Origin of the sequence: Citrobacter sp. Cpo032 (genome assembly GCF_030332975.1) — a bacterium.
Classification (GTDB): Bacteria; Pseudomonadota; Gammaproteobacteria; order Enterobacterales; family Enterobacteriaceae; genus Citrobacter; species Citrobacter portucalensis.
In genome coordinates this window covers 388,263-408,051 of the sequence record NZ_JAOWGU010000036.1, presented here as the reverse complement: position 1 = coordinate 408,051, position 19,789 = coordinate 388,263, and the positions used below count along the sequence as shown (strand labels likewise).

Genomic DNA, 19,789 nt, shown 5'->3' with positions numbered 1-19,789 from the left:
GGTAACATATGTCTGGAGGATTAGTTACAGCTGCATACATTGTTGCCGCGATCCTGTTTATTTTTAGTCTGGCGGGGCTTTCGAAACACGAAACCTCTCAGCAGGGTAACAACTACGGCATCGCCGGGATGGCGATTGCGCTGATTGCTACGATTTTTGGCCCGGATACCGGCAACGTTGCGTGGATCCTGGTAGCGATGATCATCGGCGGCGCGATTGGTATTCGTCTGGCGAAGAAAGTCGAAATGACCGAGATGCCGGAGCTGGTGGCGATTCTGCACAGCTTCGTCGGTCTGGCTGCGGTACTGGTGGGTTTCAACAGCTACCTGTATCACGATACGGGCCTGGAGCCGATTCTGGTGAACATTCACCTGACGGAAGTGTTCCTGGGTATCTTCATCGGTGCGGTGACCTTTACCGGTTCTGTGGTGGCTTTTGGCAAACTGCGCGGCAAGATCTCCTCTAAACCGCTGATGCTGCCGAATCGTCACAAAATGAACCTGGCGGCGCTGGTTGTTTCTTTCCTGCTGCTGGTGGTGTTTGTTCGTACCGAAAGCGTGGGCCTGCAGGTTCTGGCGCTGCTGGTGATGACCATTATTGCACTGGCTTTTGGCTGGCATCTGGTGGCGTCCATCGGCGGTGCGGATATGCCGGTTGTCGTTTCAATGCTTAACTCCTATTCAGGTTGGGCGGCGGCAGCGGCGGGCTTTATGCTGAGCAACGATCTGCTGATCGTTACCGGTGCGCTGGTAGGTTCGAGCGGTGCGATCCTGTCTTACATTATGTGTAAGGCAATGAACCGTTCGTTCATCAGCGTTATTGCGGGCGGCTTCGGTTCTGACGGTTCTTCTACCGGGTCTGATGAAGAAGTTGGCGAACATCGTGAGATTACTGCGGAAGACACAGCAGAAATGCTGAAGAACTCGCACTCCGTGATCATCACCCCAGGCTACGGCATGGCAGTGGCTCAGGCACAGTATCCGGTCGCGGAAATCACTGAGAAACTGCGCGCGCGCGGCATCAAAGTGCGTTTTGGTATTCACCCGGTAGCAGGGCGCTTGCCAGGTCATATGAACGTGCTGCTGGCGGAAGCCAAAGTCCCTTATGACATCGTGCTGGAAATGGATGAGATCAACGATGATTTCGCCGATACTGATACCGTGCTGGTCATTGGTGCCAACGACACGGTAAACCCAGCAGCGCAGGATGACCCGCGCAGCCCGATCGCCGGCATGCCGGTGCTGGAAGTGTGGAAAGCGCAGAACGTAATTGTGTTCAAACGTTCAATGAACACCGGCTATGCAGGTGTGCAGAACCCGCTGTTCTTTAAAGATAACACCCATATGCTGTTTGGCGATGCCAAAGCCAGCGTGGATGCGATCCTGAAAGCGTTGTAATTGCCAGTAAAAGTAAGACGGCCTCTGCGGAGGCCGTTTTTTTAAACATCCAGTTTACGCTGGGTGATCCATTCCACACGAGCCGGATCGCGATGCGAGAAGAACGCACTGGTTCCGCTGTCCATCGCGGCAATTTGCGTCATATCTTCCGCCGTTAGGGCAAAGTCCAGCACCTGAATATTCTCGGCCATCCGCGTTTTACGCACGGTTTTCGCCAGCGAAATAATCCCACGTTGATAAATCCAACGCAGCACGACTTGACCAACGCTTTTGCCATATTTTTCACCAATAGCCGCTAAGACTGGGTTCTGAAACAGGTCATTGCGTCCTTCTGCGAACGGTGCCCAGGCTTGCGGTTGAATATTCCGGCTCTGCATCCAGGCCACGGCATGCGGCTGCTGATGAAAAGGATTCACCTCAATCTGGTTAACGGCTGGAATAATGCGATTGAAAGCGATTAAATCCGCCAGACGATCCGGATGAAAGTTACTCACGCCAATCGCGCGGATTTTCCCTTCTTCATATAATTCTTCCATCGCGCGCCAGGCACCGTGTACATCGCCATAGGGCTGATGAATCAAATAAAGGTCAATATAATCCAGTTGAAGCCGTTGCAGAGAACGTGCGAATTGCGCCTTTGCGCCTGCATAGTTGGTATCCTGTAACCACAGTTTGGTAGTCACAAAAAGCGCCTCGCGGGGGACTCCGCTTTGCTTAAGAGCATTGCCGACCTGAGTTTCATTCTGGTAGGAGGCAGCGGTATCAATCAGGCGATATCCTGTATCAATGGCATCCCGTACGGCTTGCTCACATTCGCTGGCATCAGTCATTTGATAAACGCCAAATCCGAGCAGGGGCATCTCAACACCGTTATTCAGAACTGTTGTATTCATTGGGTTCTCCTGAGCATCATCGTTGCATTGGCTGCAGATTAGCAAATCTGTGTTGATACGATTAGTCTGTGAAATTCGCATGGACCTATGAGTAGAATTCATTTCTGAAAGGTAATTGTTGGAACTCAGTCACAAAATATGACGCATATGATTTCACCATTCATGATCTCAGTTCATAAACTCAAGCGGTTTTAACCGTCTAATCACGGCAATACGTTGTCTATATACTGCGACCTGACTTTTTAGAACATGACAGGGCACTATGCGTACACGTGAACATGCCTCACCGGTAACTACCGCAAGCCAGACCGGTCTTACTTTTATTCTGATCCTCAGTGGCCTGATGGCCTTTACATCGCTTTCTACCGATATTTATCTTCCAGCAATGCCGACGATGGCCAAGGATTTACATGGCAATGTTGAGCTGACGATTACTGGTTTCTTAATTGGTTTTACTATCGCACAGTTGATTTGGGGGCCGATTAGCGATCATATGGGGCGGCGTAAGCCGCTGTTTATCGGCATGGTGCTATTTATCATTGGTTCCGCAGGGTGTGCGCTGTCTACAAGTATCACGCAAATTGTTTTCTGGCGGGTATTTCAGGCGCTTGGAGCCTGTACCGGACCTATGCTGGCGCGAGCGATGATCCGCGATCTCTTTGCACGTACTCGTGCGGCGCAAATGCTCTCGACCCTGGTGTTGGTGATGGCGATTGCGCCAATCGCCGGACCGTTGATTGGCGGACAAATTATTCGCCTGAGCACCTGGCACTCAATTTTTTGGCTGCTGGTGGTGATTGGTGCGCTGATGTTTATCTCCCTAAACTGGCTGCCCGAAACATTGCCGGAAGATAAACGGGTGAAAGCCTCTTTGGCTGGCGCATTTCGTAATTACCGCTCGTTGTTAACGAATGGGCGTTTTATGCGCTATACCCTGAGCCTGACGTTTTATTACGTCGGTGCGTACGCGTTTATTACCGGGTCACCGTTTGTTTATATTAGCTATTACCATGTTGATCCACAGCATTACGGCTGGTTGTTTGCGCTAAACATTATCGGTGTTATGGCGATGAGCGTGGTTAACCGTCGTCTGGTTCAACGACATGCTCTGGAACAACTGCTGAAATATGCGACGATGCTGGCGGCGCTGGCCGCAGTGGCGCTTGCACTGCTGGTTAAACTGGAGTCAGGCGGAATTGTTGCCATTATCGTTTCCATTTTTCTGCTGTTCTCGATGAATGGCATTATTGCCGCGACGTCGACTGCCGCGGCGTTGGACGCGGTACCGAACATTGCGGGTTCAGCTTCGGCGCTGATTGGCGCGTTGCAATATGGCAGCGGTATTATCTCATCGTTGCTGCTGGCCGCCTTCAGTGATGGCACGCCCTGGACCATGGCGTGGATAATAGCGCTATTTACGCTGTTAAGCGCCGTTTTGGCTTTCCGCGTGAAACGATAAAGGAAATGCCCCGTAATGGCGGGGCGAAAACTCATTCTTTGTTCAGATCGCTAAGCAGCACGGCAATGCTTTGACCGCCGTTGGTTTGCTCAAGCGCGATTTTCACGATGATGGTCAGCGGCACAGAAAGCAGCATCCCCACGGGACCGAGCAACCAGCCCCAGAAGATTAACGACAGAAATACTACCAACGTGGACAGCCCCAGCCCGCGGCCCATGATCCGCGGCTCGAGGATATTCCCGAATACCAGGTTGATGACCAGATAGCCTGCCAGAACCACCAGCGCATCGTAAAGACCGCTGAATGCCAGCACCTGAGCGATAGGGGGAATGGCTGCCAATACAGAACCGATATTAGGGATGTAGTTCAGGGCGAAGGCCAGTAATCCCCAGACAAAGGCAAAGCGCACATCCAATGCAGCAAGCATGCCCCAGGCGACCAACCCGGTCACAATGCTGATTGCCGTTTTAAGCACCAGATAGTGGGAGACGCTGTCGATGGCGCGTTGAATCGCCGCCATACCTTCAATGGGGCGACTCATCATTTGTTTGAGTTTGTTGGGCAGTTGCGGTACTTCCAGCAGCATAAAAACTACCGTCAGTAGCAGTAAAAATATCGATGACATAGCATTTGAAAGCTGCGTCAGTAAATTGGTCACCAGCGTCATTGCCGCGTTCGGATCGATATATTTGACGAGCTCGTCCACGGAAACGCCGATCCCTGCGCGTTGTAACCATGGTTCAAGATTTTTCAGTGGGATAACCAGTGAAGAGCGATATTGCGGTAGCGTTCGCGCAAGTTCATTTAAGGATGTACCTAAATACGCCAACAGCAGCACCATTAACATTACAATAATAACGATAAGCAATGACACCGCAATTACGCGCGGTATGCGAAGCTTGACCATCCGCTGCACCACGGGATTGAGCACAACGGCTATAAATAACGCCAGAATAAAGGGGACGATGATATCTGCGGCAAAGCGAATACCGCTCAGGATGATAACCAGCATGCCCAGCATAATGACTATTTTTAGACCGTTAAGCGTGATGATCGGTTTCGCCATGTGTATTCCCGCATTTTTCATTTTTGAATCTGCATAATAATGTGATTTGCGTCGAGCCGTTATAACAAAAATCAAACGGGGCAGGTAAAGAAGTGAAAAGACTTTGAGTTCGTCTTGAAGCTATGATACAAATCATCTGTGTTTAACTACCGAGGACAATTATCATCCGCGATGATGAGAAGCAACACTGCGGATAATTGTAATATTATGGACAATATGTTCAGGATGTTTTTGCGTTTACCTACACTTCTTCGTACCTCCTCCACTTTATTGCTTGCGGGTGAGCAACACTGGCGCAACGCGCTTTAGTCCCTTCTTCTGCCTGAGCTGGCGCTGTGCGCTGAGCTAACTAATTTTATTTTTTGGTTTACTGCATGCAGTAGGCCTAAAGGACTATATTCTCAAGCAGGAGAAGTATCATGTTTTACTGGATATTATTAGGTCTGGCCATCGCGGCTGAAATTACTGGTACGCTGTCAATGAAATGGGCAAGCGTTGGCCATGGTAATTCAGGCTTTATTTTAATGCTGGTAATGATCGCCTTATCATATATTTTTCTTAGTTTTGCTGTTAAAAAAATTGCCCTTGGTGTGGCCTATGCCTTGTGGGAAGGTATCGGTATTTTATTTATTACGCTGTTTAGTGTGTTGTTATTTGACGAAACCTTGTCCACGATGAAAGTGGCTGGACTGGTCTCGCTGGTATTAGGCATTGTGCTGATCAAGTCTGGTACTCGAAAACCTGCCAAAACGAGCAAAGAGGTGACCCATGCAGCAGTTTGAGTGGGGTCATGGTGCCTGGCTTGGCATGGCCATCGTGCTGGAAATTGTCGCTAACGTCTTTTTGAAGTTTTCTGATGGATTTCGCCGCAAGATTTATGGCGTGCTGTCGCTGGCTGCCGTGTTAGCGGCCTTTAGTGCGCTGTCGCAGGCGGTAAAAGGTATTGACCTTTCTGTTGCCTACGCCTTGTGGGGCGGGTTTGGGATTGCCGCGACGTTAGCGGCTGGTTGGGTGTTGTTTGGTCAGCGCCTGAATAATAAAGGCTGGATTGGCGTGGCGCTGCTGCTGGCCGGAATGGTGATGATTAAACTTGCCTGATATCCGTGCTGCCCGTTAATGCGGGCAGCATATGTTACTCCTGCGCCAACTCTTCCAGCTTATCGCGAAAACCGGTCACGGATATGGCGCGATTATCGGCTCGCCAGCGATCTTTTGCCGCCGGAGCGGAGCTTTGTACGCCAATCAACTGCCAGCCTGAATCTGTCTTAAGCATCAATGGTGAACCGCTGTCGCCCGGTAGCGTGTCGCACTGGTGCGACAAGACGGTATTCTGCGCCCAGCCGGTCACCACGCAATCCTGATGGGTGTACAAATCGTCCAGATGATCTTCCGGATAGCCCGACTGTGTGACTTTACGATCGGCGGTTTTCAACGCCGCGGTTAACGCCGCTTTATCACCTTCAAATAATGGTAGGGGCGTGATTCCGGAAGGCGGGTAACGCAGCACCACCAGACCAAAATCCCACGGGGCTGCTGATGGCGGCACAATCCAGCCATCGCCATCGGCTTTCAAACGCTTACCGAGTGAGGGATCAACCCGTCCTTCGATTCCATGGATTTCATAGCGCCAGACACCCTTTCTCGACACAAAGCGTAACGCGACGGCTTTATCCGGTTTGCCTTTCGGTGGAGCGAGCAAGCAGTGTCCGGCAGTCAGGGCCAGATGCGGTGAAATGAGCGTGGCGGTACACAGATTACCACTGGCGGTTTCCAGTTGTCCGATAGCGTCCCACGGTGATTGCGTTGGGTCCGTTACTTTCGTGCGATCGTCATGACCAAAAAACAGCGTTTTTATGTTTTCTGCTTCAGCGGTGGTCGTTGCTGGCTGATCCGCATGCGCAACAACAGGAAAAAAACAAATTGAGCCCAGTAATACAGCAATGGTTTTATGCATATCACACTCTGGTAGGGAATTATGATTATAAACAGCAAACCCTCAGTTAATACTATAGACGGGACGGCGAGAAAGTGGGAGTAAAATCAGATAACTACACTCAGGAAAGATAAAAATGCATGGCAATGAGGGCGCAAATTATCAGAGTAATAAGAATGAACTCAAAGCGGTAATGTGACACCATTTTACCCTCCGAAAGGCGGCGCTACATCAGGTTGATCTAGCGCCGTATGCTATGGCGTGGGGGACGCCATAGTGACTACAAATGCATTATGCTGCAGGTTGAGCTGCTGGTTTAGCGGTGTCGTGTTTTACGGCTTTTTTGGTGTGTTTTTTAGCGGCCTGAGCTTTCTGCTCTGGTGCTTTTTGTTCTGCTGCTGGCTTGGTTGCTGCTTTTTTGGTGTGTTTTTTAGCAGCCTGAGCTTTCTGCTCTGGCGCTTTTTGTTCTACAGCCGGTTTAGTGGTGGATTTTTTAGCGTGTTTCTTGGCAGCCTGCGCTTTCTGCGGCGCTGCTTTGTGCTGTTTTTTATGATGCGTGGTTTTTGCCGGCGCTGCTTTGGTGGTTGCAGCAGCAGTCGGAGCGGTAGTAGCAGTTGTTTCAGCAGCAAAAGCAGCAGAAGACAGACCCATAGCAGCGGCAACAACCAGAGCTAATACTTTTTTCATTCTCATACCCTCGATTTGGTTTTTCATTCAACCCCACTGCGGGGCCGTTGAAATAACTATATCGCTGTAAACACAGGGCTTCCGTGAGTCATTGGTTTCGGCGTGTAACGATATGTACAATGACTCACGGTATGAGATTACAAATAGCGGGATTCCAGATGAGAACGGAAATAACGGCTGCTGAGCGGCTCCCCGGTCGCCTGGGTAATAAGCTGTTCAGTAGTAAAGCGGCTGCCATGCTGCCAGATGTTCTGACGTAACCACTCAAACAGAGCACCGAACTCACCTTGGGCAATAGACTGATTCAAATCAGGCAATGCGCGGTTAGCGGCACTGAACAACTGCGCTGCATACATGGCGCCTAATGTATAGGAAGGGAAGTAGCCAAAGCCGCCGTCAGTCCAGTGAATATCCTGCATACAACCGTTACGGTAGTTTCCGATCGTTGACAGCCCCAACCAGGCCTGCATTTTCTCGTTCCACAATGCCGGGATATCATCCACTTCAATATCGCCATTAATAAGCGCACGTTCGATTTCATAACGCAGGATCACGTGAGCGGGATAGCTTACCTCGTCGGCATCAACACGGATAAACCCGGGTTTGACCTGCTGGTTCCAGGCGATGAAATTGCTTTCTTCAAACGCTGCCTGATCGCCAAAGTGGCGCGTTACAGCCGGAATCAACCGCATCAGAAAGGCTTTACTGCGTCCCAGTTGCATCTCAAAGAACAGACTCTGGGACTCATGAATGGCGGTTGAGCGTGCCAGAGCAATAGGTTGCCCAGACCAGCTGCGTGGCAGGTTTTGCTCATAGCGCGCATGACCGGTTTCATGGATCACGCCAAACAGCGCGCTGAGTAATTCGTTTTCATCATAGCGGGTGGTAATGCGAACATCTTCTGGTACGCCGCCACAGAAAGGATGTGCACTGATATCCAGCCGACCAGCGGTAAAGTCGAAACCTAGCTGTGCCATTGTTTCAAGACCCAGCTCTCGCTGTACAGCTGTTGGGAAGGGACCTACCGGGGCGATGAGCGATTGCTGAGACTGCTTTGCCACCACCTTGTTTAGCAGATCGGGCAGCCAGCTTTTAACGTCTGCGAAAAGGACATCCAACTGAGCGCTGGTCATTCCTGGTTCAAAGATGTCCAGTAGCGCGTCATACGGCGAACAACCTTTAGCTTCTGCGCGCAGAAGGGCTTCTTCGCGGCTGTACTTCACAACTTCTTTCAGGTTATCGGAAAATCCTTCCCAGTCATTAGCTGGTCGCTGGCTACGCCAGGCATGCTCACAGCGGCTTCCCGCAAGAGATTTTGCTTCTACCAACGATTCGGGCAACAAGGATGCCTGGTGATGCAATCGCGACATTTCGCGCAGGTTCGCCTGTTCTACATCGTTGAGATCTTCCTGTTGCGCTGCGGCGATCCACATTGCCACTTTCGGATCGGTTAACAGTTGGTGCTCAAGCACGCTCAGCTCGGCCAGCGCTTCGCCTCGGGCTTTACTGCCTCCTGGCGGCATCATGGTAAACATGTCCCAACTGGCGATTGCCGAGAGGTGGGAGAAGCGAGAGAGCCGCTGGAACGTGCGGGTGAGCTGATGGTAATTATCATTGTTACTCATTTTTTGTTCTCGTTCTGTTTAGGTGTGGTTAAGAAGTTTACCGTGATTCACTCACTTTTCATAAACACACCTTTGTACCCGGTTTTCCGTAACAGCTTTTTATAGCGAAAAGCCAGCAGAACCACAAAACAGATGGCGTAGATAATAGGGAGCGGTGATAACACTTTTACCGACCACAGATAATGCAGCGGTAGCAAAATGGCGGCCAGGTAGACGTAGTTGTGCAATGTTTGCCAGCGTTTGCCCATTTTACGCTGAGCGGCTTGTGTCGAGGTCAACGTCAACAGGAATAAGATAATCCAACCGGCCATACCCAGCATTAGCCATGGGCGTGAAACCAGTTCACGACCCAACAATCCCAGGTTTTGTATACCCAGTTCCAGCAGAGCATAGCTGGTTATATGCAGTGTGGCCCATGCAAAGCACCATAAACCTAACAACCGCCGGGTACGAAGCAACAAAGGCTGCTTTGCATAGCGCGCAAGCGGCGATACCAGCAGGGTAGCCAGCAAAAACTTCAGCGCGGTAATGCCCGTAAAGTGCTGGATATCTTTTCCCGGGTCGGCACCCAACCCGCCATGCTGCGCGGCCCAGAAGAGCCATAGCAGGGGTAAAAAACCGGCGAGATGCAGCAGCACTTTCAGGCCGGTTATCTGTTTTGCAGTCAACCTCACTTAAAAATACTCCCGAAGATCCATGCCCTGATATAACGATGCCACCTCATCGGCATAACCATTAAAAGGTAACGTGGGCTGTCGCTGTACATCGAGAATGCCACCCGAACCGATAAAACGCTCAGTAGCCTGAGACCAGCGAGGGTGATCAACCTGCGGATTTACGTTGGCGTAAAATCCGTATTCATTCGGTGCTGACATATTCCAGGTCGTCGGCGGCTGCTCGCGCGTCAGCTTGATACTGACTATCGATTTAATGCCCTTGAAGCCGTATTTCCAGGGCACGGTCAGGCGTATCGGCGCCCCGTTTTGCGGCGGCAATGCTTTGCCATATACGCCTACGGTGAGAAGTGTGAGCGGGTGCATAGCCTCATCCAAACGAAGACCTTCGACATAGGGATATTTCAACCCACCGCCAATAAAGCGGTCTTTCTGACCCGGCATTTCATCAGGGGCGTAGCGTGTTTCAAAAGCGACGTATCTGGCGTGACTAGTTGGCTCAACCAGCGCCAGTAATTTATGCAACGGAAAACCCACCCACGGCACAACCATCGACCAGGCCTCAACGCAACGCATCCGATAAATACGTTCTTCTAATAGAAAGCGTGTGGTCAGCGCATCATGATCCAAGGTTAAAGGTTTGTTGACCTCACCGCTGATGGTTAACGTCCAAGGATCGGTTTTCAGGCTACCGGCATTGGCGGCAGGATCGGCTTTATCCAGACCAAATTCGTAGAAATTGTTGTAGCCCGTCACCTTGTCTTCTGGCGTCAGTGACAGGCTGTTTTGCCAGCGTTCGGGCTTTGTGAACTCAAGCGCTTTGCCTGCGGGTGCGGGTGGACGATCGTTGCCTTTAAACCAATCCAGCAAATTAGCCTGTGTAGGGGAGGACAGCGTGGCCGCAGCAGCACCTATCCCAAGTGCTTTGAGGATCTGTCGTCGTTGCATAAAAAATACTGACTCGGCTGTAACATCTGCTTCCCGAAGTGGACGTTTTTTTAGCATGACTTTTCCTTCTTATTTTCATGTTAAGGAAAACAAAGCGACGTTTCCCTGTTGATGTCTGACGTGTCTGTAACGACATACTGCTCGCATGCGTATCCCTGGATCCTCACGAAAAGTTAAAAATTTTGTGATAACTTCCGCCCCTTGCCTGAGGTAAGCTTTCAGCACGACGAGAGGGGGATGACACTGATGGCAGGCGCGAAAAAGATATTTTTGGTTGAAGATGACAGCGATATTGCCTCACTTTTGCAGCTTAGCCTAAAGGATGAGGGTTACGAGATTGTTCATGAGGCAGATGGAGCTCGTGCGCTTGAACAACTGGAGAAACACGTTTGGGATGCCGTTATCCTCGATCTGATGCTGCCGGGTGTCGACGGGCTGGAGATTTGTCGTCGCATTCGCCAAATGAGTTTTTATTTGCCCGTCATTATCATCAGCGCCCGCACCAGCGAAACGCACCGTGTATTGGGGCTGGAAATGGGTGCCGATGATTATCTGGCCAAACCTTTCTCGGTGCTGGAGTTGATGGCCCGGGTAAAGGCATTGTTTCGTCGTCAGGAAGCGATGAGTCAGAACCTACGTATGGAGGCGGGGATTATCACCGTTCATGGCGTAGAGATTGACCCATTAGCCCGGGAAGTCCGGCTGCATGGTAAATCCCTCGATTTAACGCCGCGCGAATTCGATCTGCTCTATTTTTTCGCCCGTCATCCAGGCGAGGTCTTTTCGCGTCAGGCGCTGTTAGATCAGGTGTGGGGCTACCAGCATGAAGGGTATGAGCATACGGTGAACAGTCATATTAATCGCCTGCGGACCAAAATTGAAAAGGATGCTGCCGAGCCGGAAATTATTCTCACGGTTTGGGGACGAGGCTATAAGCTTGCTGCGGTTAACGCGGAGCATCAGCCATGATTTATCGCCTGTCGCTGAGCCAGCGTCTGACCCTCGTCTTTACCGCCATTATGCTGATTTGTGCGGTTACCGTCAGTGTTGTCCAGATCCGCAGCAGTAAACAGTATGGCGACGCCATGGTGCAAAGGCTCTCGCTGGAGCTGGCGAGCAAGATTGTCAAAAGTGAGTCGCTTATTGATACCAGCGGGCAGATTAATCGCCAGGCGTTAAAAGGATTGTTTAATCACCTGATGACGCTTAACCCCAGCGTGGAGCTGTATCTGATTTCACCGTCAGGTGAAATACTTGCTGATGCCGCACCGCCGGGGCATATCCAGCGGCAGAAAATTAGCGTACAGCCGATACAGGATTTCCTTAACTCAGCTGCGTTGCCCGTCTATGGCAACGATCCGCGTAGCAGCCAGCAAAAGGTATTGAGCGCCGCGCCAGTTTTATATAACGGTGAGCTACATGGCTATTTGTACATTATTCTGCAGGGCGAAGATCTGAATATGCTGGCGAATACCGCCTGGCAAAAAACGCTCTGGAATACCGTTGCCTGGACGTTAATACTGGTTTTATTAGCCGGTGGAATTGCAGGTTTTCTGGTGTGGCGATGGGTGACTAATCCAGTAAAAAGGCTAACCGAACAGGTGGTAAAACTGGAGAAGGACAGCATTGCCGTCATCAAACAATTGGCACAAAAAAATCCCGAACCGGCACCGGAGAATGAAATAGCGCTGCTGAACAATGCGTTTATCGAGTTGGCGCAGAAAATTGCCCAGCAGTGGGATTTATTAGCAGACAGCGATCGTCAGCGCAGAGAGTTTATTGCCAATATTTCGCACGACCTACGCACGCCGTTGACTTCGCTGTTGGGGTATCTGGAAATGCTGTCGCTGAAAGCCGATACGATGACGCCTGAGGAAAACCGGCATTATCTTAGCATCGCGCTGCGCCAGGGGCATAGAGTTCGCCATCTGTCACAACAGCTGTTTGAGCTGGCAAGGCTGGAGCATGGCGGTATAAAACCGCAGCGTGAACGTTTTGCTATTGGTGAATTGATCCAGGACGTGGCACAGAAATTTGATCTCCCTGTTGCCACGCGTCATTTGCAGTTGCACCTTGACGTAACGGGGCCGTTACCGCTGGTGAATGCCGATTTATCGATGATAGAAAGAGTCGTGACGAATTTGCTGGATAACGCTATCCGTCATACGCCTGACGGAGGCGAAGTGCGGCTAAAAGTCTGGCGTGATGAAGACCGTTTGTTAGCCGAAGTGCAGGACAGCGGGCCAGGGGTAGAAGAAGCTGTGCGAGAAGTATTGTTTCAGCGCCCGACCGCGTTAATTCCCCGTGAGCAGCGGGCCGAGCGCGGCGGTCTGGGCTTACTGATCGTGCGTAGAATGCTCGAACTGCATGGAGGAGATATACATCTGGTTAGCTCAACTGCAGGGGCCTGCTTCCGTTTCTCGTTGCCGCTGGCGGATTCTCCTCTGTGTAGTTGACGGTGAAGTTCCGGAGTAAAGAGGGTTTTGGTATTGTACTCATGGGCATTGCGTAAAAGTTGGTAGGTTGTCAGTGATAATGAGAATTTTTATCATGCATAGGTAATTCATCAACTTATCTTCGATGAGCGCAAGGAGATCGTATGTCACAGGATGCCGACAACCTGTATATCGCCAGGACTAAAGCAGTTGCTGGCTGCTTTTCAATGTTTTTACTGATGTTTGGCCTCACGTTTACCCCGTTGTTTTTCCCCGCGAGTCAGGACCTGCTTGCCAAAGGGTTACTTTTTCCGCTGCTGTTTGCGCTGGAATTTATTGTGCTGGTTCCGCTGTATTATTTCTTCTTTAGAAAAAGAGAGGGACTGGGCAAAGGCATTTTCAACGCCAGGTGGTTTGCCATTTTGTTCGCGGCGCTGCTGTTTATTCAGCTTAACCTGCCATTGATTTTGGGTCTCAGACAAACCGAAGCGTGGGTGACCAGCCAAATATCCTTAAGTAGTTATGCGTTGTGGTTATCTACGTTGACCCTGATATTTATCGCGCCAGTTTATGAAGAAATTGTTTTCAGAGGCTGTTTATTCAACGCGTTCCAGTACTGGTTCAATAATAAAACCTGGCTGTCGTCAGTGGTGGTATCGGTCATTTTTGCCATCATGCATACGCAGTATGTGGATCTACGTACGTTGCTGATGTTGTTTCTTGTGTCGCAGGTGTTGATCCTGGCCAGACTGAAAAGCAACGGTCTGTTGATGCCAATTTTGCTGCATATAGTGATGAACGGGACGGTTATTGCTCTGCAGATGGCGGCTCAGACGTTACAGCCAGGGTGATGAAGGTGATGCCCGGAACCCGGGCATCGTGGATTATACGTGCAGTCGATGGTGCAAACGCGCACCGACCAGCAACGCCAACACCAGCATCAGGGCGATAAATCCGCCCACGCCGTTCCAGCCATAGCTGTGCCAGAACACACCGCCCAGCGTACCGGCAATACTGGATCCCAGATAATAGCTGAACAGATACAGAGAAGAAGCCTGGCCTTTAGCGCGTTTTGCTCGTGGTCCAATCCAACTGCTTGCTACGGAGTGCGCGGCAAAGAACCCGGCTGAAAAGAGCAGCATCCCGGCGAAGATCAGCCATAGCGATGTGAACAGAGTCATCAAAAGTCCAACCAACATCACGCCTGTTGAAAAGAGCATTACCGGGCCACGGCCATAACGAGTGGTCATAGAACCCGCCTTTGGCGAACTCCAGGTCCCGGTCAGATACGCCACAGATAACAAACCTACAACCGCCTGGCTGAGCTCCCACGGGGAGAGCATCAGGCGGTAGCCGATGTAATTAAACAGCGTGACAAACGATCCCATCAGTAAAAAACCTTCCGCAAACAGCAGCGGCAAACCTTTGTCGCGCCAGTGCAAGCGGAAGTTGATAAACAACGTTTTCGGGCGCAGCGACGTAGGTCTGAAATGACGGGATTCCGGTAAGATTTTCCAGAACATCAGTGCAGAGGCAAGGGCAAAACAGCCGATCGCCGCCAGCGCGATACGCCAGTTAAAAAAGTCGGTAAACACACCGCTGATCAAGCGACCACTCATACCGCCAATCGAGTTACCGCTGATATACAAGCCCATTGAGAAGGCGACGAAACTGGGATGAATTTCTTCACTCAGATAGGTCATCCCTACCGCCGCGACGCCGCTCAGTGAAAGTCCTATCAGAGCACGCATGATTAAAATACCGTGCCAGCTGGTCATCATCGTTGAAAGCAGCGTACAACAAGAGGCGAGCAGCAGCGCGGTAACCATCACCGGCTTGCGGCCAATAGCATCTGAAAGTGGGCCGGTAAACAGTAACCCTATCGCCAGCATCGCCGTCGAGATGGAAAGCGAGATACTGCTGCTTGCGGGAGAGACCCCAAACTCGTGCGAGAGCACTGGTAGTATGGGTTGTACGCAATAGAGGAGGGCAAAAGTCGCCAGTCCGGCGGAAAACAGCGCCAGCGTGACGCGCATAAATGGGGATGTTCCGCGTTTGATAAATCCATCCGGCGGGGTAACTATCTGTTCATCAACATCGCTTGTTGGCGCGGTATCGACAGTTGTTGTACGGCTCACTTGAAATCCTTGCTCATTCAATTACGTCTACAGGACCAGCCTTAAGAGTATGAAAATCACAATATTCTGTCTAATATATTAATAATCTCAAATAATATTTTAAAAATATGAATATCGAACTGCGTCATTTACGTTACTTTGTGGCCGTTGCCGAAGAGTTGCATTTTGGTCGGGCGGCGGCGCGGTTAAACATTTCGCAACCGCCGCTAAGTCAGCAGATCCAGATCCTTGAACAGCAGGTTGGCGCCCGGTTACTTGCCCGAACTAACCGTAGCGTGGCGCTGACCTCTGCCGGAAAGCAGTTTCTGGCGGACAGTCGGCAGATCCTCGGGCTGGTTAATGAAGCCGCCGCCAGGGCTGAGCGTTTGCATCTGGGAGAAGCAGGGGAATTGCGTATCGGCTTTACGTCGTCCGCGCCGTTTATCAAAGCGGTTTCAGATACGTTATCGCTGTTTCGCCAAAGCTACCCGGCAGTGCATATGCAAACCCGTGAAATGAACACGCGTGAGCAAATTGCCCCGCTCAATGAAGGAACGCTGGATTTGGGACTTCTGCGTAATACGCAGCTTCCGGAAACGCTGGAGCGTGAAATCATTCTGCATGAACCACTGATGGCGATGATCCCACGCGCGCATCCGTTGGCGCAAAAACCCGTGGTCACGTTGGCCGAGCTGGCGAATGAGCCATTTGTCTTTTTTGACCCCCATGTGGGGACAGGGTTGTATGACGATATTCTGGGCCTGATGCGTCGCTATGGACTGAAGCCGACGATTGCGCAGGAGGTTGGCGAGGCGATGACTATCATCGGGCTGGTGGCCGCAGGATTAGGGGTTTCTATACTTCCTGCTTCTTTTAAACGGGTGCAGCTGTATGAAATGTGTTGGATCCCGATAGCGGAAGAAGATGCTGTCTCGGAAATGTGGTTAGTGTGGCCAAAGCATCATGAGCAAAGTCACGCCGCGCAACGCTTTCGCGAGCAGCTTCTGGCGGCCGTTCAGAGCGGTTAATTTAGTTTAAAAATGGGCGAAAATGTGCAGTAAATCACAAGGCTAAGTAAAAAGTTGACGGAAGCCATTGAAGTGCTTCACCATAGCCCGCAGATTATTTCGGAGCGCGAAAATAAAGGGAGTAAGTGGTGGTTGCTGATAGTCAGCCTGGGCATATCGATCAAATTAAGCAGACCAATGCGGGTGCGGTTTATCGCCTGATTGATCAGCTGGGTCCGGTATCGCGTATTGATCTCTCCCGCCTGGCACAATTGGCGCCTGCCAGCATTACCAAAATTGTCCGCGAAATGCTCGAAGCGCATCTGGTGCAAGAGCTGGAAATTAAGGAAGCGGGTAGCCGTGGTCGTCCGGCCGTTGGGCTGGTTGTCGAAACGGAGGCCTGGCACTACTTATCCATTCGTATCAGTCGTGGCGAGATTTTTCTGGCGCTACGCGATCTGAGCAGCAAGCTGGTGGTTGAAGATTGTCTTGAAATGGCGCTGGTCAGCGAAACACCGTTGCTGGATCGTGTGATAACCCAGGTCGATCAGTTTTTCATCCGCCACCAGCAAAAGCTGGAGCGCTTAACCTCCATCGCCATCACCTTACCCGGTATTATCGATACTGAAAACGGTATCGTTCATCGCATGCCATTTTACGAAGATGTCAAAGAGATGCCGTTGGGCGAAGCGCTTGAGAACCATACCGGCGTGCCGGTGTATATTCAGCACGATATCAGCGCCTGGACGATGGCCGAGGCGCTTTTTGGCGCATCGCGCGGTGCGCGCGACGTCATTCAGGTGGTGATCGATCATAACGTGGGTGCAGGGGTGATCACTGACGGCCATTTGCTGCATGCAGGCAGCAGTAGCCTGGTGGAGATTGGTCATACGCAGGTCGATCCCTACGGTAAACGCTGCTATTGCGGCAACCATGGTTGTCTGGAAACAATCGCCAGCGTCGATAGCGTGCTCGAATTGGCGCAGGTGCGCCTGAAGCAGTCAATGAGTTCTTCTCTACATGGGCAACCGTTAACGGTAGACGCGCTGTGTCTGGCGGCCATGCAGGGTGATTTATTGGCGAAAGATATCATTAGCGGCGTTGGGACCCACGTCGGTCGAATTCTTGCCATCATGGTGAATTTGTTCAATCCGCAAAAGATATTGATTGGGTCTCCGCTCAGTAAAGCGGCAGATATCTTGTTCCCAACCATCGCTGACAGCATGCGTCAGCAGGCGCTTCCGGCTTACAGTCAGCATATTGTCGTTGAAAGTACGCAGTTTACCAATCAGGGGACGATGGCGGGTGCGGCACTCGTGAAGGACGCGATGTATAACGGTTCTTTGTTGATTCGTCTATTACAGGGTTAACATTTTTTAACTGTTGTACGAAAAATTGCGCTATCTCAAGCTGATCCTGGTCGTCATACCTTAGACTTTCTCCACTGTTTTATTTTCCTGACTTATATTTTCAAAGCATAACGGTGGAGTTAGTGATGCTGAAGCGTTTCTTTATTACAGGTACAGACACTTCTGTTGGGAAGACCGTAGTTTCCCGCGCATTACTACAAGCGTTAGCGTCAGGGGGTAAAAGCGTTGCGGGTTACAAACCTGTAGCCAAAGGCAGCAAAGAGACGCCTGAAGGTCTGCGCAACAAAGATGCACTGGTACTGCAAAGTGTGTCATCTATCGAGCTGCCCTATGAGGCGATTAACCCAATTGCGTTGAGCGAAGATGAAAGTAGCGTGGCGCATAGTGGTCCGGTCAATTACACCCTGTTATCCAACGGTCTCGCAAGCCTCAGCGAAAAAGTCGATCACGTTGTCGTGGAAGGCACCGGAGGCTGGCGGAGCTTGATGAACGATCTGCGTCCGTTATCGGAGTGGGTGGTGCAGGAACAACTGCCGGTGCTGATGGTAGTGGGTATCCAGGAAGGCTGTATTAATCATGCGATCCTCACCGCGCAGGCGATAGCCAGCGACGGACTGCCGTTGATTGGCTGGGTTGCGAATCGCATTAACCCGGGGCTGGCGCATTATGCGGAAATCATTGATGTGCTGGGTAAAAAATTACCTGCACCGCTGATCGGTGAACTGCCTTATCTGCCTCGTGCAGAGCAGCGTGAGTTGTCGCAGTACATCCGCCTGTCAATGCTCGGCAGCGTGCTGTCGGTAGATAGAGTCGTGGCGTAACGTACGCGAGAGCACCGACGCCAGGACACAGGCGATCAGTAATCCGGGGAGCAGGCGATACTCCCCGGTCATTTCACAAACCATCAACGTCGACATTATTGGTGCATGCGTGGTAGCCGCCAGCAGCGTGGCCATCCCCGTTAATCCCAGCAAAATGGCAATTTCATCCGAGCCCGGAAGCCATAATCCCCATACCTGACCCAGCAACATGCCCACCGACAAGCCGACAAACAGCGTTGGCGTAAACACGCCACCCGGGGCACCGGATCCACTGCTGGCAAGCACCGCCAGTAATTTGCAGATAAAAATCCCGCTAACCACGGCCAGCAGCGGTGGTGAAAGTAAATATGACTGCACCACGCTGTAGCCATTACCCCAGACCGTAGGCGTGAGCAATGAAAGCAGGCCAACGATCAACCCGCCAAGCGCCAGTTGCCACGGTGGCGAGAGTTTTAAGCGCAAAAAAACAGTATGGCTGGCGGTCATCAACCACATGAAGAGCGGTCCGCAGATGCCAGCAGCCAGACCGGTGCTGACAATCATAACGTATTCCAGAGCATGTAATTCCCGCGACAGGTGCACGGTATACAGCAGCGCATTGCTGTCGCTAAGCAGATTGGTGGTGAGTAATGCGACTACGGCGGACACCACTACCGGTCCCAGTGAGGCGAGGATCAGCGTGCCAAACAATACTTCGGCAATAAATAAACTGCCCGCCAGCGGGGCATGATAGGCTCCAGCCATACCTGCAGCGGCGCCGCAGGCAATCCATAACTTCCATTCTGTACGCGGGGTAAAGCGTTGAGCAAAGCAGGAGGCCGCCAGCGCCGCCAGTAAAATCATGGCACCTTCACGTCCGATGGCACTCCCGCTGGCGACGACCAGTAACGAGGCCAGCGATTTCACCAGGCTTGCACTGACGTCAAATTGTCCGTCGGTTTGCAGGGCTTCCATATAATCAGTGGGAGCCTGCGGACGTAAACGGTTAAATTTTTGCCAACCCCACAGTAGTAATCCAGCCGCCAGGCCGCCGAGTGCAGGTGTCAGCATACGCCTTAAAGGCGAAAGGTTTGTCGCTGCGTTGACCAGACTTCCCGTGTTGTTGCTCAGAAACAACCATTCGAGAAGCAGCATGGCATGACGAAATCCTGCGACGGCCAGCGCAGCAAGGACGCCAATCAACGCGGCGATCAGCAGGCGGCGGAACATGGCACGCAGGTCAGGGTAAGCATGTAAATGATGCATGAGTGGCCAGACTGGAAAATTCAGACGCTCTATTTTGCGGCTATTAGGCAACAGAAGCAAAAGCTCAGCGTGCGCAACAGGATGCACCACAGGCAGGACAATTCCTGCCTGT

21 protein-coding genes are annotated in these 19,789 nt (G+C 51.4%); 11 read left to right on the top strand and 10 right to left on the bottom strand.

Annotation, left to right across the window (positions count from 1 at the left end; all coding sequences use genetic code 11):
• Positions 1-8 precede the first annotated feature (8 nt).
• Positions 9-1,397: a Re/Si-specific NAD(P)(+) transhydrogenase subunit beta gene (gene pntB / locus OGY33_RS08200; protein WP_071446485.1), complete on the top strand. Its 1,389-nt coding sequence runs from the start codon at positions 9-11 to the stop codon at positions 1,395-1,397.
• 41 nt (positions 1,398-1,438) lie between these two features.
• Here the strand turns inward: pntB and OGY33_RS08195 are convergent, their stop codons facing one another.
• Positions 1,439-2,290, bottom strand: a complete 852-nt coding sequence (locus tag OGY33_RS08195) for an aldo/keto reductase (protein ID WP_149607209.1) — start codon at positions 2,288-2,290, stop codon at positions 1,439-1,441.
• A 262-nt stretch (positions 2,291-2,552) separates the two neighbouring features.
• Here OGY33_RS08195 and OGY33_RS08190 point away from each other — a divergent pair, with 262 nt between their 5' ends.
• Positions 2,553-3,749, top strand: a complete 1,197-nt coding sequence (locus OGY33_RS08190; protein ID WP_191238526.1) for a multidrug effflux MFS transporter — start codon at positions 2,553-2,555, stop codon at positions 3,747-3,749.
• A 31-nt stretch (positions 3,750-3,780) separates the two neighbouring features.
• Here OGY33_RS08190 and OGY33_RS08185 read toward each other — a convergent pair whose 3' ends face one another.
• Entirely contained in the window at positions 3,781-4,815 is a 1,035-nt protein-coding gene (locus OGY33_RS08185) for an AI-2E family transporter (protein WP_103014905.1), read from the bottom strand.
• A 138-nt stretch (positions 4,816-4,953) separates the two neighbouring features.
• Here OGY33_RS08185 and OGY33_RS24575 point away from each other — a divergent pair, with 138 nt between their 5' ends.
• From OGY33_RS24575 to mdtI, 3 genes are all read left to right on the top strand, one after another.
• Positions 4,954-5,124, top strand: a complete 171-nt coding sequence (locus OGY33_RS24575) for a protein YdgV (RefSeq protein WP_103014904.1) — start codon at positions 4,954-4,956, stop codon at positions 5,122-5,124.
• 107 nt (positions 5,125-5,231) lie between these two features.
• Positions 5,232-5,597, top strand: coding sequence for a multidrug/spermidine efflux SMR transporter subunit MdtJ (mdtJ, locus tag OGY33_RS08180; protein WP_162623449.1), 366 nt, complete (start codon positions 5,232-5,234; stop codon positions 5,595-5,597).
• Positions 5,584-5,913 (top strand): multidrug/spermidine efflux SMR transporter subunit MdtI, encoded by a 330-nt coding sequence (gene mdtI / locus OGY33_RS08175; RefSeq protein WP_191238525.1) that lies wholly within the window; start codon positions 5,584-5,586, stop codon positions 5,911-5,913. Before mdtJ ends, mdtI begins: the two co-directional genes overlap by 14 nt.
• A gap of 34 nt (positions 5,914-5,947) precedes the next feature.
• On the opposite strand, the gene OGY33_RS08170 is transcribed toward mdtI, so the two are convergent.
• From OGY33_RS08170 to msrP, 6 genes are all read right to left on the bottom strand, one after another.
• The gene (locus OGY33_RS08170) at positions 5,948-6,769 is read right to left on the bottom strand and encodes a trypsin-like serine peptidase (protein ID WP_149607211.1); all 822 of its coding nucleotides are present in this window, start codon (positions 6,767-6,769) and stop codon (positions 5,948-5,950) included.
• A gap of 100 nt (positions 6,770-6,869) precedes the next feature.
• On the bottom strand, positions 6,870-6,953 hold the full coding sequence (ydgU, locus tag OGY33_RS24570) for a small membrane protein YdgU (protein WP_049259791.1): 84 nt from the start codon (positions 6,951-6,953) through the stop codon (positions 6,870-6,872).
• A gap of 86 nt (positions 6,954-7,039) precedes the next feature.
• Positions 7,040-7,435 (bottom strand): acid resistance repetitive basic protein Asr, encoded by a 396-nt coding sequence (gene asr / locus OGY33_RS08165; protein WP_048214236.1) that lies wholly within the window; start codon positions 7,433-7,435, stop codon positions 7,040-7,042.
• A gap of 137 nt (positions 7,436-7,572) precedes the next feature.
• Entirely contained in the window at positions 7,573-9,060 is a 1,488-nt protein-coding gene (locus tag OGY33_RS08160; RefSeq protein ID WP_191238524.1) for a carboxypeptidase M32, read from the bottom strand.
• Between the two features lie 47 nt (positions 9,061-9,107).
• A complete protein-coding gene (gene msrQ / locus OGY33_RS08155) occupies positions 9,108-9,734 on the bottom strand; it encodes a protein-methionine-sulfoxide reductase heme-binding subunit MsrQ (RefSeq protein WP_048214227.1) in 627 nt (208 codons plus the stop codon).
• The gene (gene msrP, locus OGY33_RS08150) at positions 9,735-10,739 is read right to left on the bottom strand and encodes a protein-methionine-sulfoxide reductase catalytic subunit MsrP (RefSeq protein WP_191238523.1); all 1,005 of its coding nucleotides are present in this window, start codon (positions 10,737-10,739) and stop codon (positions 9,735-9,737) included.
• Positions 10,740-10,928: 189 nt separating this feature from the next.
• Between msrP and OGY33_RS08145 the strand changes: the two genes are divergently transcribed.
• From OGY33_RS08145 to OGY33_RS08135, 3 genes are all read left to right on the top strand, one after another.
• Positions 10,929-11,651 (top strand): winged helix-turn-helix domain-containing protein, encoded by a 723-nt coding sequence (locus tag OGY33_RS08145; protein WP_008784719.1) that lies wholly within the window; start codon positions 10,929-10,931, stop codon positions 11,649-11,651.
• Positions 11,648-13,138: a sensor histidine kinase gene (locus tag OGY33_RS08140; RefSeq protein WP_286571428.1), complete on the top strand. Its 1,491-nt coding sequence runs from the start codon at positions 11,648-11,650 to the stop codon at positions 13,136-13,138. The genes OGY33_RS08145 and OGY33_RS08140 overlap by 4 nt, the downstream gene beginning before the upstream one ends.
• 143 nt (positions 13,139-13,281) lie before the next feature.
• The gene (locus OGY33_RS08135) at positions 13,282-13,968 is read left to right on the top strand and encodes a CPBP family intramembrane glutamic endopeptidase (protein WP_191238521.1); all 687 of its coding nucleotides are present in this window, start codon (positions 13,282-13,284) and stop codon (positions 13,966-13,968) included.
• A 33-nt stretch (positions 13,969-14,001) separates the two neighbouring features.
• Here OGY33_RS08135 and ynfM read toward each other — a convergent pair whose 3' ends face one another.
• A complete protein-coding gene (gene ynfM, locus OGY33_RS08130; protein ID WP_003832886.1) occupies positions 14,002-15,255 on the bottom strand; it encodes a multidrug efflux MFS transporter YnfM/SxtP(Kp) in 1,254 nt (417 codons plus the stop codon).
• A gap of 107 nt (positions 15,256-15,362) precedes the next feature.
• Here ynfM and ynfL point away from each other — a divergent pair, with 107 nt between their 5' ends.
• From ynfL to bioD, 3 genes are all read left to right on the top strand, one after another.
• Entirely contained in the window at positions 15,363-16,262 is a 900-nt protein-coding gene (gene ynfL, locus OGY33_RS08125; protein WP_032943386.1) for a multidrug efflux transcriptional activator YnfL/SxtR(Kp), read from the top strand.
• 128 nt (positions 16,263-16,390) lie between these two features.
• Positions 16,391-17,611, top strand: a complete 1,221-nt coding sequence (mlc, locus tag OGY33_RS08120) for a sugar metabolism global transcriptional regulator Mlc (protein ID WP_191238520.1) — start codon at positions 16,391-16,393, stop codon at positions 17,609-17,611.
• A gap of 125 nt (positions 17,612-17,736) precedes the next feature.
• The gene (gene bioD, locus OGY33_RS08115; RefSeq protein ID WP_020996409.1) at positions 17,737-18,432 is read left to right on the top strand and encodes a dethiobiotin synthase; all 696 of its coding nucleotides are present in this window, start codon (positions 17,737-17,739) and stop codon (positions 18,430-18,432) included.
• Here bioD and clcB read toward each other — a convergent pair.
• Positions 18,388-19,677: a voltage-gated ClC-type chloride channel ClcB gene (clcB, locus tag OGY33_RS08110; RefSeq protein WP_100272493.1), complete on the bottom strand. Its 1,290-nt coding sequence runs from the start codon at positions 19,675-19,677 to the stop codon at positions 18,388-18,390. The genes bioD and clcB overlap by 45 nt on opposite strands.
• Positions 19,678-19,789: the final 112 nt, after the last annotated feature.